This is a genomic window from Metallumcola ferriviriculae, from assembly GCF_035573695.1.
Classification (GTDB): Bacteria; Bacillota; JADQBR01; order JADQBR01; family JADQBR01; genus Metallumcola; species Metallumcola ferriviriculae.
In genome coordinates, this window is the sequence record NZ_CP121694.1 from 3,292,664 (window position 1) to 3,306,315 (window position 13,652).

At 45.5% G+C, this 13,652-nt stretch carries 20 protein-coding genes; 4 read left to right on the forward strand and 16 right to left on the reverse strand.

All coding sequences use genetic code 11. From position 1 onward, the window contains the following. Nucleotides 1-5: 5 nt before the first annotated feature. From MFMK1_RS16255 to MFMK1_RS16270, 4 genes are all read right to left on the reverse strand, one after another. Nucleotides 6-338 carry a helix-turn-helix domain-containing protein gene (locus tag MFMK1_RS16255; RefSeq protein ID WP_366922729.1) on the reverse strand — a complete coding sequence of 111 codons (333 nt, stop codon included), beginning with the start codon at nt 336-338 and terminating at the stop codon, nt 6-8. A 101-nt stretch (nt 339-439) separates the two neighbouring features. Beyond that, on the reverse strand, nt 440-1,261 hold the full coding sequence (locus tag MFMK1_RS16260; RefSeq protein WP_366922730.1) for an aminotransferase class IV: 822 nt from the start codon (nt 1,259-1,261) through the stop codon (nt 440-442). 4 nt (nt 1,262-1,265) lie between these two features. Beyond that, nucleotides 1,266-2,666: an aminodeoxychorismate synthase component I gene (pabB, locus tag MFMK1_RS16265; RefSeq protein WP_366922731.1), complete on the reverse strand. Its 1,401-nt coding sequence runs from the start codon at nt 2,664-2,666 to the stop codon at nt 1,266-1,268. Continuing rightward, entirely contained in the window at nt 2,659-3,252 is a 594-nt protein-coding gene (locus MFMK1_RS16270) for an anthranilate synthase component II (RefSeq protein WP_366922732.1), read from the reverse strand. The genes pabB and MFMK1_RS16270 overlap by 8 nt, the downstream gene beginning before the upstream one ends. A 357-nt stretch (nt 3,253-3,609) precedes the next feature. Here MFMK1_RS16270 and MFMK1_RS16275 point away from each other — a divergent pair, with 357 nt between their 5' ends. After that, nucleotides 3,610-3,921: a LysO family transporter gene (locus MFMK1_RS16275; RefSeq protein ID WP_366922733.1), complete on the forward strand. Its 312-nt coding sequence runs from the start codon at nt 3,610-3,612 to the stop codon at nt 3,919-3,921. Further along, nucleotides 3,918-4,514 carry a LysO family transporter gene (locus MFMK1_RS16280; RefSeq protein WP_366922734.1) on the forward strand — a complete coding sequence of 199 codons (597 nt, stop codon included), beginning with the start codon at nt 3,918-3,920 and terminating at the stop codon, nt 4,512-4,514. The genes MFMK1_RS16275 and MFMK1_RS16280 overlap by 4 nt, the downstream gene beginning before the upstream one ends. Here MFMK1_RS16280 and MFMK1_RS16285 read toward each other — a convergent pair. From MFMK1_RS16285 to MFMK1_RS16325, 9 genes are all read right to left on the reverse strand, one after another. Then, on the reverse strand, nt 4,501-5,694 hold the full coding sequence (locus MFMK1_RS16285; protein WP_366922735.1) for an NAD(P)/FAD-dependent oxidoreductase: 1,194 nt from the start codon (nt 5,692-5,694) through the stop codon (nt 4,501-4,503). The two genes, MFMK1_RS16280 and MFMK1_RS16285, sit on opposite strands and share 14 nt — an antisense overlap. Next, nucleotides 5,687-5,962 (reverse strand): (2Fe-2S)-binding protein, encoded by a 276-nt coding sequence (locus MFMK1_RS16290; RefSeq protein ID WP_366922736.1) that lies wholly within the window; start codon nt 5,960-5,962, stop codon nt 5,687-5,689. The genes MFMK1_RS16285 and MFMK1_RS16290 overlap by 8 nt, the downstream gene beginning before the upstream one ends. Further along, a complete protein-coding gene (locus tag MFMK1_RS16295; protein ID WP_366922737.1) occupies nt 5,919-6,440 on the reverse strand; it encodes a 4Fe-4S binding protein in 522 nt (173 codons plus the stop codon). Before MFMK1_RS16295 ends, MFMK1_RS16290 begins: the two co-directional genes overlap by 44 nt. 3 nt (nt 6,441-6,443) lie before the next feature. After that, complete coding sequence (locus MFMK1_RS16300; RefSeq protein WP_366922738.1) at nt 6,444-7,529, reverse strand: NAD(P)/FAD-dependent oxidoreductase; 1,086 nt, start codon at nt 7,527-7,529, stop codon at nt 6,444-6,446. Next, on the reverse strand, nt 7,516-7,845 hold the full coding sequence (locus tag MFMK1_RS16305) for a (2Fe-2S)-binding protein (RefSeq protein ID WP_366922739.1): 330 nt from the start codon (nt 7,843-7,845) through the stop codon (nt 7,516-7,518). Before MFMK1_RS16305 ends, MFMK1_RS16300 begins: the two co-directional genes overlap by 14 nt. Before the next feature lie 243 nt (nt 7,846-8,088). Continuing rightward, nucleotides 8,089-8,670 carry an endonuclease III gene (nth, locus tag MFMK1_RS16310; RefSeq protein ID WP_366922740.1) on the reverse strand — a complete coding sequence of 194 codons (582 nt, stop codon included), beginning with the start codon at nt 8,668-8,670 and terminating at the stop codon, nt 8,089-8,091. After that, on the reverse strand, nt 8,667-9,386 hold the full coding sequence (locus tag MFMK1_RS16315) for a class I SAM-dependent methyltransferase (protein ID WP_366922741.1): 720 nt from the start codon (nt 9,384-9,386) through the stop codon (nt 8,667-8,669). Before MFMK1_RS16315 ends, nth begins: the two co-directional genes overlap by 4 nt. Nucleotides 9,387-9,435: 49 nt before the next feature. Next, nucleotides 9,436-10,356 (reverse strand): DMT family transporter, encoded by a 921-nt coding sequence (locus MFMK1_RS16320; protein ID WP_366922742.1) that lies wholly within the window; start codon nt 10,354-10,356, stop codon nt 9,436-9,438. A 27-nt stretch (nt 10,357-10,383) separates the two neighbouring features. Continuing rightward, nucleotides 10,384-10,800: a putative ABC transporter permease gene (locus tag MFMK1_RS16325; RefSeq protein WP_366922743.1), complete on the reverse strand. Its 417-nt coding sequence runs from the start codon at nt 10,798-10,800 to the stop codon at nt 10,384-10,386. 90 nt (nt 10,801-10,890) lie between these two features. Here MFMK1_RS16325 and MFMK1_RS16330 point away from each other — a divergent pair, with 90 nt between their 5' ends. Next, nucleotides 10,891-11,016, forward strand: coding sequence for a hypothetical protein (locus MFMK1_RS16330; protein WP_366922744.1), 126 nt, complete (start codon nt 10,891-10,893; stop codon nt 11,014-11,016). A gap of 138 nt (nt 11,017-11,154) precedes the next feature. On the opposite strand, the gene MFMK1_RS16335 is transcribed toward MFMK1_RS16330, so the two are convergent. Both MFMK1_RS16335 and MFMK1_RS16340 read right to left on the reverse strand, forming a co-directional pair. After that, complete coding sequence (locus MFMK1_RS16335) at nt 11,155-11,289, reverse strand: hypothetical protein (RefSeq protein WP_366922745.1); 135 nt, start codon at nt 11,287-11,289, stop codon at nt 11,155-11,157. A gap of 12 nt (nt 11,290-11,301) precedes the next feature. Then, on the reverse strand, nt 11,302-12,261 hold the full coding sequence (locus tag MFMK1_RS16340; protein WP_366922746.1) for a DMT family transporter: 960 nt from the start codon (nt 12,259-12,261) through the stop codon (nt 11,302-11,304). 322 nt (nt 12,262-12,583) lie between these two features. Here MFMK1_RS16340 and MFMK1_RS16345 point away from each other — a divergent pair, with 322 nt between their 5' ends. Further along, nucleotides 12,584-12,874 (forward strand): late competence development ComFB family protein, encoded by a 291-nt coding sequence (locus MFMK1_RS16345; protein WP_366922747.1) that lies wholly within the window; start codon nt 12,584-12,586, stop codon nt 12,872-12,874. Between the two features lie 235 nt (nt 12,875-13,109). On the opposite strand, the gene MFMK1_RS16350 is transcribed toward MFMK1_RS16345, so the two are convergent. Then, nucleotides 13,110-13,385, reverse strand: coding sequence for a DUF3243 family protein (locus MFMK1_RS16350; protein ID WP_366922748.1), 276 nt, complete (start codon nt 13,383-13,385; stop codon nt 13,110-13,112). Nucleotides 13,386-13,652: the final 267 nt, after the last annotated feature.

Genomic DNA, 13,652 nt, shown 5'->3' on the forward strand with positions numbered 1-13,652 from the left:
CTAAATCACATGAATGAAACTAGTGTTCGAAATATGGCCTTAAAAACACCGCTTCTTTCCGAAGATAACAGACTGCGTTCCCTTTTTGTCCGTACGGTTTCTGCCCCGCTCAGTTCCTGATAATACTTAACCACTGCAGGGCCATCCAGACCAATATAGTCCGCATAGTTCTTTAAGAAGCTTTTCAGATAAAACTGTCCTCCAGGAATTTGCCTAAAGTCACCCTTTTCCATGCAATGCAAATAATGCGTGGCAATTTTGGTGCCCTCCTGCGCTTCCCAGACTGTGATACCCATAATCTCTCTTTGCTTTTTTAAAATTCGTCCTAATTGATGCAAAGTCCCCGCCTCCCGCCAACGGATAACTTTATCAATTATTTCGACAAAAGGACGGCAATTCCTGCAAAATTTCTAGATATTGTTTGTATTTTTTATGGTTTCTACCATATATGGTCTAATTCACCATTTAATACATCGATGATTCTATTCTTTTCCCTCGCCAAAGGTTTGCCTTCAAATACGGTTACCGGCATAATTCCCATTAACGAATTAGTAAGAAATATTTCCTGCGCCGAGGATAATTCCCCGGGTTCAGCTAACACCTGTTGGACTGGTATTGTCAACTTCGCAGCAGTTTCCATAATCTTAGCCCGGGCAATTCCAGGTAGTATGCCGGCAGATATCGAGGGAGTCTTCAATACCTTTCCGTCATACCAGAAAATATTGCTGACAGTGCCCTCTGCTGTAAACCCATCGGTATTAAGCAGCAAACCCTCATCTGCTCCTTTTGCCGCGACCTCACTCCTGGCAAGGATATTTTCACCAAAGTTTAAACTTTTAAGCCCAACAAAAGGCGAAAGGGGGTTACGCCGCAGAAGGGAAACAATAGCGACGGAAAATCCTTTCCGTCGTTGTTCATGAGAATAAGGAATGCCCTTTTTGACGGTAACAAACACATTATCCGGTCTGCCGGGACCGTAACCGCTGGTCATTATTTTTACACTTCCCATTTCCAGTCGAGTAGCCCTAATCACTTCTGGCACAGCACTAGACAATTCACCGTCAAGGCCCGCTGGAGATATATGCAGCACTTCTAGGCCGGCCTGCAGTCTAGATATATGTTCTTCAAGCCATATTGGTTTACCATGATTGATTTTAACGGTTTCAAATAGCCCCAAGCCATATTGAAAGCCTAAGTCAGCGACATCTATTATGAGTTCTTCTCTAGGCAAAATATTGCCGTTATGATAGCCGTAATCCATCATCCTAACCCCCAATTTTACCTAAAGAGTCCAACAACGCCTTGGCCTTATCCAATGTTTCCTGATACTCGGCTTCCGGGCTTGAGTCGGCTACTATTCCCCCACCAACCTGGAAATAAGCTGTGCCATTCTTAATAACAAAGGTACGGATAACTATATTCGAGTCTGCGTCACCCGAAAAATCTATATAACCGATGGAACCGGTATAAATTCCACGTTTGGTGGGTTCTAATTCCTCAATAATCTCCATAGCACGGATTTTCGGTGCTCCGGTGATGGAACCGCCCGGAAAGGACGCTGTAATCAAATCGCAGATATCTAGCGCCGGGGACAGGGTTCCCTCTACAGTCGATACCAGGTGAAATACCGTGGCGTATTCCTCCAGGCGAAACACCCGGGGAACTTTCACCGTTCCTACCCGGCATACCCTCCCCAAATCGTTTCTTGCCAAATCTACTATCATCACCAGCTCTGCACGGTCCTTGGCACTATTAATAAGTTCCTCTCGCAACCTTTCATCTTCGATAGGATTGCAGCCGCGAGGCCGGGTCCCTTTAATGGGGCGAGTCTCTACCCGATCCCCCTGCAGACGCATAAACCGTTCCGGTGACGCACTGACCACAGCCGCCGGTTGAAAATCAAGGAATGCTGCAAAAGGAGCAGGATTAAGCTTCGCAAGACGAAGATAAAGCTGCCAAGGGGAGATATAAAGCGGCACCTGCAGCCGTTGTGACAGGTTAACCTGAAAAATATCTCCGGCAGCGATATATTCCTTCCCTTGGCGCACCATATTCAAATACTGGTCACGCGTAAAATTACTGCTCAAATCTCCGGCTGCTATTTCATTGGTAATTTGCTCGAGTGATGGATGCTCACTTCTTAACATCTTTAAAAGCTCGTCTATACGCATCTCCGCTCTTGACTCACCTTCCCCATCAGTCAGCGGAAAACCATGACTAAAAACTAGAGTCTCCTTTTTAAAATGATCTACTACTATAACGCGGTCATAAAAGGGCAGATAAAAATCCGGCAGCTTTAAATCATCATCGGTGGCATGAGGAAGTTCTTCAAATAACCAGCCCAAATCATATGCAAAATAACCCACAGCACCACCGGTAAATGGTACCGCTGCCGTAAGGGGACGGTAAAAACGCTGTAATATCTTTCGCAGTTCCCGGATAGGATTACCCTCAATCAGCTTCTCACTATTTCCTTCGGTTATAGTGACCTTTTCATCCTTTGCTTGCAGCACAAGAAATGGATCGCACCCTAAGAAAGAATAGCGACCTATTTCCTCTGTAACCAACCCGGAATGCAGCAGAAACTTATCTTTCCCGCATAATTTTGCCATTAATTCCAATGGGTCTTGGTAAGCCATTCTTTTAACCAACGGCAGCCTAGCCAACCTGATCACCCCTTACCCCACAGGGCATCTCCAAGAAATTCTGTAATAGTTTGTGCCCCCCTTGGGTGAGAATTGCTTCCGGGTGAAATTGAACTCCAACCACCGGGAAATCCCGATGAGCCAAAGCCATTATTTCCTTTCTTTCCGTCTCCGCAATTATTTCCAGGCAATCCGGGACGCTGCACCGCTCAACAATTAATGAATGATATCTGGCAGCAATAAAGGGATTTGGTAACCCTGACAAAAGGGGGTGCCCCTGATGAATTATTTCAGACGTCTTACCATGCATCTGTCTATCAGCACGAACTACTTTTCCCCCAAATGCCTGCACAATAGCTTGATGACCCAGGCATACGCCCAAGATGGGCAGCTTGCCGGCAAAATATCGTACCAGTTCTAACGAAATACCCGCTTCATCTGGCGAACAAGGCCCAGGTGATAAAATAATTCTTTCCGGTGCCATGACCTCAATTTGGCTCAGATTAATTCTGTCGTTGCGCACCACCTTTACTTCCTGTCGCAGCTCTCCAAGATATTGCACCAGATTGAACACAAAAGAATCGTAGTTGTCAATCATCAGTATCAACTGCAGTACCTCCTAATTTTGGATAAATAACAAAATCTTTGACGAAATTCAAGAAAGATTTTGTTGATGTCAGAAATCATGCTTTCAAATTTTCCGATTTTACTTAAAAGCATAATTTCCTACGACATTAAAAAACACCAGCCTAAATAGACCGGTGCTCACCCCGTTTTCTCCGAGTCGTCTCTGCTAAACCTGCCCTCTTCTCATCAAACTAAACTCAACTGTAATTGTTACCAAATATTCTATCATAAGCTCCTATTTGTTGTAAAGTTAGCTGGCAGATGGTATATTAAAAGGTGTCATTTTTCCACTTATTGTCTACAGTAGGTTCGCTTTTGGAGAGGGGATTATCTAACAGTGTTTTTTTGGTTTGCGATTATATTTGGATCACTTTTTGTCGGTATTTTTATTGGCGCCGGCAGCCTACTTCCACATGGATTGTATCGCCGCACCTCCACTATAACCAGCGGCGGACTTTTACTGCTTTTATGGGCTATGGGTGCACAAATAGGTGCGGATAAGGACCTTCTTGTCAAATTAAATACCCTGGGGATAAAGGCCTTCGTGCTAGCACTCGCCAGTGTCCTCACCAGCGTATTGGTACTCCACTGGGGAGTTAAACTGCTGATTGAAAAAAAACTCCCCCAAGAAAAGGAGAGACAACTATGACACTATTGGTATTAGCAGCGGTTATTGGTGGTATCGTATCCGGTGTTTTCTTACCCCCGTCCAGCGTAGGCCTACTGGATAACTTAACCACCGTTGCCCTGACCATCCTATTGGTGGGCATCGGCATCGACTTAGGACAAAATAAAGATACTATTTTAAAAGATTTAAAAAAGCTAGGCTGGCACATATTATATATTCCCATACTGGTGGCGCTAGGTAGTATTCTCGGAACAGCAGTTAGCGGGGTTATTATTGGTATCCCTTTAAATGAAGCCGCAGCTATTGGAGCAGGCTTTGGCTGGTACAGCTTATCCGGGGTACTGTTGGCAAAGCTTCATAGCGTAGAAACCGGCGCGCTGGCCTTTCTTACTAATGTTTCTCGGGAAGTGATCGCGCTGCTGCTAATCCCACTGATAGCGAATCGGTTTGGCTTTCTCACCAGCATCGCTCCAGGTGGTGCTACAACGATGGATACAACCTTGCCTTTAATTGCTAAATCTACCGACCGCAATACCGCCGTCATTGCTTTCGTAAACGGCTTGGTATTGTCGGCATTAGTGCCCATATTAGTGCCCCTGCTTATCCATCTTTAACTTTATTTCCTATATCGGAAAAGCGGCCTATCCCCAGTGCTGTAACATCGACCTGGGGTTTCTCGCCGGTAACTACCTGGGAAACTAACTTACCTGTAATGGGAGCCAGCGCAATACCATCACCTTCATGACCCGCAGCGACAAATAGTCCTTCGATACCGTGCACCCAGTCCAATATCGGTAGACCGTCAGGGGTATAGGGCCTTAGCCCAGCAAATGTGCGAATAAGATTAACACCGGCCAACGCAGGTACAAAGCGCACCGCATTTCTGGCGACAGCTGCAATTCCCTGGGGAGTACTTCTCGTATCGTAGCCCACAAATTCCCGGGTCGCCCCGATGATAAAGTTTCCACTGCGCATTTGGCCCAAAGACAACCCTACACCAAGCTGAGTATAAACATCATCTCCGTTTTCCGCCAAAGTCGGATTATACTTAGCTGCGATATATCCGGCACTGAGAATATCACCCCTAATCAAACGCGGCTTAGCCTCGGTGATAAGCAGTTGGCCTTTCCGGGGCCGGATCGGGAGACTCACCCCCAACCGGGTAAACAATCCAGGCGCCCATGCCCCTGCTGCATTGATAACTAGTGGCGCTGCTATCGAACCTCGGGAAGTAACTACTGACTTTACCCTGCCACCGTCAGTCTTAATAGCAGTCGCCTCAGTATGAAGCAGATACTGCGCTCCATTTTGCCTAGCCTTTTTCGCCAACTGCAAGGTGATGTTTATTGGATTGACTTCGGCATCATCAGGATGATAGGTGCATCCGAGGATATGCTCTGCCAAAGCCGGCTGCACTTCTCTTGTCTCCTTTTTATCCAGCATCTTTACATTTAATCCTATTTGCCGCTGCCGTGCGGCAAAGTTTTCCATGGCCTCCCACTGTTCAGAATTCTCAATTACAATCATGCCGCCATCCTTGGCATATTCAATTTCCGGACCTAATTCACTATCCAGTTCCTGATAAAGTGCGGCGCTGGCCAAAGCCAACTGCAAATGGAGCCCCGGGTTTTTTGATGAGAGAATTATCGCTTTATCGCAAGCACCGGATGCACCGGTAGCTAAGTCATTTCTTTCAATTACTACCGGTTTCACCCCGCTTTGGGTTAAAAAATAGGCAATACTGTTGCCAATAATGCCGCCGCCGATGATCACTGCTTCTGCTGCATTAATCAAGGTCACCCTCCTCCTTGACAATAGATAAGGGTAATGTACGCACCGGCGGACGAGAAGTGTGGGGAATTAAGTTGGCAGGGCTCTGGCCCGTCTCCTTAGCAATTATTGTCAAAATCAATCTGCCGCAGGTACGCCCCTGGCACAAGCCCATCCCGGCCCTAGTCCGCCTTTTAACTCCGTCCACAGTTTCTGCACCGTCGGCAATGGCTGTAAGAACCTCTTCCTCAGTAATCTCTTCGCAACGGCAGATTAGTTTCTTCGGTGCCATCTTCTCCCTCCTTAATACTGCGCACAATATCTGCTAATTCCTTTTTCACTTCAACCGAGACTATAGCAGTATTATCATACTTTTCCATACGTTTTACGGAATGCACCAATCCCCTGCCCACAGGCTGCCCATCGCGGTCAGTGACAGTAACTGCCGCACCCTCTTTAGGCAGCGGCAGGTATTCATACGGCATAGCCACTATGGCAGTCTCATCGCCCCTACTAAGGTCTATATTAAAAATAGCTAGGCCCGGGCACGCTGCAATACAAATACCGCACCCGGTGCATTTATGCTCACTTAATTTGGGTAAATTGGTCAGCGGCTGACCCACTTGGATTGCGCCAACGGGACATGCGCCCTCGCAGGGATTGCAAGGAATTTCCTCGATACATTCAATCACCGCAACCGGCCCGCTTTCCATCCGCCGGGCCGAAGGCCTGCCGGTACCACTGTAGCCGGTGTCCTTACCCGTAACCATCCTTTATATCCACTCCTTTACCAGAGTCTCTTTTAACGACTTTCTTTTAGCACCGAAAGGCCCGGTTCGAAGCTGGTCTAAACGGCTTCTGATTGCTTCCTTTTTGACTTTAGCCTGCTCAAAGGAAAGATAACCTAGTCTTTCGGCAATAGCCGTTCCGGCTAAGCGGCCTTCCTCAAGAGCAGTAGATGCTTCTTCCACTCCGGCAATATCCCCGGCAATGTAAATACCGGGAGAAGTGGTAAGCATGTTCTGATTGTGCACCGGTATATGCCCGCCTAACCCCGGCAGATATTTAAACCGGCAGCCGCCCATCCAAGCCAGTTCGGTTAAGGGTGATAATCCCACAGCCAGGCAAACCGTATCCACAGATAAAATTTCGTCAGACCCCTTAATGGGATTGAAATTTTCATCTACCTCGGCCACCACGGCCCTTTCAACCGTTTCCTTACCTCGTACCTCCACAATAGTATGCCTCAATCTAAGCGGTACACCTGCCCGCCTCAATTTGGCAGCATGGACAGCGTACCCGCCCAACCGGGGTGCTGCATCCACCAATGCCACTACCCGCGCCCCTGCCTGCAGCAGCTGGTAGGCTACAATTAACCCAACGTTACCTGTTCCAACCATCAGAACCTTTTTGCCAGGTAGTACCCGGTGCACATTGGCCATAGTCTGAGCCGCCCCGGCACTCATTACCCCCGGTAAAGTGGAACCCGGAAAGCTCAATGTGTTTTCTGCAGCCCCGGTTGCCAATAGAATAGCCTCTGCCTGGTACAACCTCTTTACCCCCTGATGAACGATGCCAATCTGCCGGTCAGAAAATAGGCCATAGACTACAGCTCCCAGTTTGACATCTATATCCAGCTCAGCGGCCTGGGCCAGCAATTCTGCCCCAATGCGAAAACCCCGGATTCCTGCCAAGTGCTCCTTTGAACCAAAAAACTTGTGTATTTGTTTAAATAACTGCCCGCCGGGCTTATTGTTCTCATCAAATACCACAACCCGCACACCGTGACCCGCCGCCTCTACCGCGGCGCCAAGGCCGGCCGGTCCAGCACCAATCACCGCCATCTCAATCTGCTTCATTGGTATCACTCCAATATCCCAGTCCTTTTTGCCGCTCCACCACCATGCCATCCTCTACAATAGTAATACAAGTACGCACATTGGTCACACCATTGACAATCATCATGCAATCGGTACAGCGCCCAATGCCGCAAAACAGACTGCGGGGTTCATTAAATCGCTTAGTATATCTAAATACCTTAATACCCGCAGCGTAAAGGACAGCCGCGATAGGTTCTCCCGGTCGCGCTTTAAGGTGCTTACCTTCAAAGCTAATAGTAATCTCTGCTTCATCCTTTAATGGCCCAAGTATGGGATGGTCCTTCACCCGCATCATGTCTGACCTCCACTATCTGATTAATCCTTTATTATAATTCTACCAATTCTAACAGTTTACTCAAACTCCAATAATTAACATACGGGGGCATGCCCTCTTGATACCCTCCCGTTGTTTACCACAAGTGCTCCCACTTTCTAAAAAATAAAAAAAATGAGAGCAGCCAGTCCCGGTAGAACTGCAGTTCCCAAAGCTTAACCCTATCCTAAATATAATTGACACCACATATTGACACAACAGTCACTAGAGAGGCTTTCGGGCCTTACAGGTGTTGCGCCCGTGATAAATCAGCCAATGATGCGCTCTCCCCCAATCATCCCGGGGAATTACACGACACAGTTCTTTTTCAGTTCCAAGTACTGTTGAGTTGGCCACAAGCCCCAGCCGATTGGCAACCCGAAAAACATGGGTATCCACAGCAATGGCAGGCTCATTGAAAACGTTGCTGAGCATCACATTGGCAGTTTTGCGGCCTACCCCCGGCAATAATAGCAGTTCTGCCATGGTACCCGGTACCCGGCCGTCGTATTCCGCCACCAATTTTTTAGCAGCAGCCACAATGTTTTTGCTTTTATTCCGAAACAAACCACAGCTTTTGACCCACGGTTCCAGCTGTTGTGGGTTCAAATTTGCAAAATCAGCAGCAGTAGGAAACTGTCGAAACAATGTTTCTGTAACTTTATTTACCCTTTCATCCGTACATTGAGCAGAAAGGATTACGGCAACCAGCAGCTGAAACGGAGTTTGGAACTTTAGTGCCGTTACCGCTTGGGGATACATTCTCTCTAACCCCTTTAATATTTCCCCCGTGAACCTATTGTTCATGACCTCTTAGCCACCACTACTGTTGCCGGACTTTCCGCATCGTGAGGTCTGCCGTCGAACCCACCGCAAACTGCCTCTAAATGGAAACCGCAAGCAGATAACAAATTACGCATTTTGCCTACCAAGAGCGGACGCAGCACCACCGTATTGTTAAAATTACCCTCCGGAATTTCCAAAACCGTACGAAAATCCAAGAGACCGTCCTCTCTAAAGTCGTAATACCGTTTAAAGACCAACTGCACTTTATCATTTTTAACCGGCGGCAGTTGAGTTACGTGAAATTTAAGAATGCGATCATAGTTCACTGTTTGCATGATAAGTACCCCGGCTTTACCAAGCCTTTCGCGAATCGACTTTAAGGCCTGTTTCATGTCCTGGTCATTAAGTAAGTGCACAAAAGAATTACCCAAACAAAAGACGCCTTGATAATGCCCACCTATATCAGAAAGGTGCCGCATGTCCCCCGGCAGAAAGGCGACATCCTCTATCTCCACTGCCTTTTCCCTCGCCAAATCGACCATTCTCTCACTAAGGTCAACTCCGGTTACATTATTGCCCTGCCTGGCCATAGCTAACGTATAGTTACCACTGCCGCAGGCTACGTCCAAAAGACGTTGAGGTGGTTCGCCAAAGTTATCCGCTAAAAACTTGACTGTCTGGTCCGCTGCAGGAAAAATATAATCGTAATAAACACTCAGTTGGTCATAGAATTCCATCGTAGACACCTCCGGTTAATTTTCTCCAAGCAGAGCCGCAAATTCTAAGCTAATATCGCCCCACCTGCTTGTTTTTCCGAATCAACATAGACTTCATCCCGGATGGACTTTGTAATACTATTATACCAAACAAAACCAATACTGCTCCAATCAATTGCACTTCATTGATTTGCTCTTCCAATAAAATAAATGATAATAACATGGTCATGGGAAGCTCAAAGGTACTAATAATAGCACTCCTAGCCGCCCCCAGCATTTTAATGCCATGAAGCAGCAGGAAAAAAGGAACTATGGAAGTAACTATTGCCAGCAATGCTCCTACAAACCATGCTTCAACATCACCGGTAAATAACATTGTCGTAACACCGGGTCTGATAACCACCAACGCCCCGGTAGAGGCAAACTGAGTTATGGCAGTGACGGTAAACGGGTCATGATGTGACAACGTAACTTCACCCATGACGTTATAAAATGCATAGGTTATCCCTGAAAGTAAACCCAGTAATACACCTACCGTAGACCATCCCGTTAAATTCACTGAAAAAATATTTAGTACCAGCAGCGTCCCCGCGACAGTACATAAGATCGCCAAAAGCTGCCTGAGACTCACCGGTTTTTTTAAAAACAGCATGCTGCCCAACGTCACAAAGACCGGATATGTATAAAGTAAAACACTGGCTAAAGAAGCATTGATAAACTGCAGTGACATAAAAAACGCCAAAGAAGTAACAAATGCCCCTACCACGCCTTGTAACATCAAGGGCAGAAATCTATTCCAGGATAAACTTGCCCTACGCGGACGGACATACATGATAACGGCCAAAATCATAGATGCCATAAAAGATTGAAACCACAATACCTGCCAAACCGATAGGTCCATATCATAAGCAAACTTGATAATAATTGCCGCAGTGGCAAAACAACTGGCAGATAAAAGTACAACTGCGCTTCCCAAAATATGTTTATTCATTTTGCCGGTTCCCCCATTTCCCCAATACTACTTTAACTTTAGCAAGCGAATATTATCCAAGTAATCATGCACTTTCTCAAAAAGAAGCCCGGCAGCAAACCAAGCGGGAGCATAATCCAATCGTATCAATCCGTTCACATGCAGCGATGTCTTTAGGCTATAGTCCCAGGGAATCTGGCCAATTACCAACGAAATCAGCCATCCCGAGGTATACTCTAACGACCAGATCAGCATCAGCCATGTTAACCCACGTAAAGGCCAGGGCCAGCCTCGAACCCGGTCATGAACAGGCTCAAAAAAGACAACTGTACCGTAAATCGGAAGCATCCACAGATAGCTGTGCCCCCGCAGTACCCACTGCCCCCTCAGCATAGAGCCAAGTCCGGTCCAAATTATTTCTATTATCCAACCCATTATGCCGTAAAAAAAGAATTTTTGCCACATGGACTTAGTTTCCCCGACCAGCTAATGTATATGAAATTGCAATAGTTAATTTTATAAGATCTTGGCACACTAAAAGAAAGGAGGTGCTACATGAAAAACAAGTCCAAACAAACCAAAAAGAAACCCTATCAAATGGAAGTCAGTGAAATTTATGTTGAGCCTAAAATCAAAAGCATGGAAGAAATCAGAGAAATTGATAAGAAACGAAAAAGTTAGTGTTATTTATCAGCTTGACACAGGCCGGAGGCAATCTCAGCCCCGGTCTCTCTTACGATTTCTTCCGGACTTGTGAAAATAAGCTTTGTCATAGGTGTTTCCTACTAGATTAACAAAAGCCGGGCAGAGCCCGACTAGTTATTTCATCCACTTGCGTTTTTCCTTGTTAGATGTTACTGGTGCATCCTTTTCCGTTATCTTGTCGCCGCCCATTTCCCTGCCAAACTGATCCAAATGGTCAGGCTTACTGCGAGGTTTTTCCTTGTCCTTCATCAAATCACTCTCCTAGGTAGTTTTGGCTTGATTATTTAAGTAGTCTACCTTGGAAGGCAGCGTATTATCCCGCAAAAAATAGTTGGTACCCCAGACACCCAAAATTATCATACTTCCTCCCAACAAATGAAACCAATAGAATTTCTCCTTTAAAATTAATACCCCGGCCAATATGGATATAACAGTGGTTAAATTTGCAAAAACCGCTGCCTGAGCAGCCTCAATTTGCGAGAGGCTGAAATTTAACAAGAAAAATGCCAATACTGAGGAAAGTACAGCCAGATAAAGTACTGCAAAATAAGCTCGGGGGTCCGTTAACGCATGAAAATATTCAACAATAGGCACTCCATCCAATAATGCCCGCCCTAAGCCAATAGTATTAAATGCCACAGCACCCACCCACATCATTAGATAGGTTATCTCCACCGGTGTAAACTTCAGTGAATTGGCCCGGGATAGAATATTAAAAACAGCCGCCGCCAACACAGCCCCCATTAAAATCAAAACGCCGGTAAAATCACTCCCTGATTGAGTGCTGCCGCGCATATAAATAATGAAAATAACTCCTACAACAGATAGAATAATAAAACTAAATTGCAGCATGCTGGGGCGCTCTTTTAAAAATATTGCCCCCAGCACTGCTGCTAATATAGGAATTACCGCTATCATCATCCCCGCTTCACTGGCGCTGGTCAATTTTACCCCAATGGTTTCACAGGTGAAATAAAACAACGGTTGGAAGGCCGTTAGCAGCAAGAGCTTGCCCAGTTTTTTTCCCCGGTAATCCACCTTTATCAAACCTGCAATGCGCAGTAGTGTCAACAGCAACACAGCAGATGCAAACCTAAAACCTAATAGTTGAAAAGGGGCCAGTACATTCAGTGCCTCTTTAGTAAACATAAAAGAAAAACCAAAAATTACAGCTACGGTAAGACTGGCAATATACGGCAAGTATTTCTTCATTGTTATCATCTCCGCTTTACACTACAAATTCCAAACAACTATAATCATACCATATCTTACAACCCTAAGTTTAATTATAGCCCCAAATATATAACACCTTAAGTCAATAAGATAAATACCCTTCCTAATAAACAAACCATACAATTTCTTATAAACAATACCATACAATTTTTTCAAACCCCGGCAAAGATTAATCTGTCTAGACTGTTGACTATCATTCAAATCCATGATATGGTATTATCAGTAATTATTACCATTAGTAGGCATGCTCCCTAATTAGCGGCAGTATGCCTACTTTCCCCGGAAATTAAAATAATGAGGAGTGGCCAAGTTGTCAAAAAAAGAAGTTTTTCTCAAAAACTCTATGGAAGACCAAGTGTGGACTTTACTAGACAGCACATTGGCTAAATCGCCGGAAATGTGCAGCTGCGAGGTATGTCGCCACGATATTGCTGCCTTGGCATTAAATTTACTTCCCCCCAGGTACGTGGTCCGGGATAAAGGGGAAATCCTTTCTCGTCTAAATCAAATGGAAACCCAGCATAACACTAATATAGTGACTGCTTTAACAAAGGCCATGATAATTGTTAAAGAATCACCACGGCATGCAAGCAATAAGTAACGCTCCTCCGAAATGGTCTTCTAGGATAACAATTGGCTAACATAAGGAAGGCAATCATCACCTTCCCTGTACCTGGGGCAGCACACCGCATCTCACTTCGGGCAAATATGGCATCTACTAGTAATTCTCTATCGCCCGCCCAACAGACAAACATCCATTGTATACTCAATGGATGTTTGTTTGTTAGTATTAAACTATACAAGTAAATATCAGCGGTAATTTTCTTGAGCAGCACCTACTGCTTTGATAACTTTATCATTAAATGGGACAATACTTTCTGCTCACTTTCATTAGCTGCTTCCCATAGCTCTTTTACCGATTTGTTTTCGGGTACATCAGGATTAATATTTGCCGCTAAAAAATCACCAAACTCTGCGGCGAATTCTTCCATCATATTATTGGATATTCCCAGCTGTTCCGCCTGCTTCACCATGTTACCCAAAGATTTTTTCCAGCTCTCCCAAGAGCTTGCATCTAATTGACCAAGCATTTGATTTAATTGATCTGGCATACCAAACACTCCCTTTTACTAATATTGAACTCCGTCGTTTGCAGCATTATATTTTAGACTATCACCCGTAACAACTCTCACCTCCTCTTTGGTCCCAAATATTAAATAGTCCATACATATAAGGAGCCCGCCAATGCCTTGCGATTAATTTGCCTCCATTTTAGTATACCCATGGGTCATTAAAAAAAACGCCGGGAGGCCTCAAAATGGTTTTGTTGCCTGTCCGCCTTACGGCGACGCTGCCATGGCACCAAATTGAACCGGAGT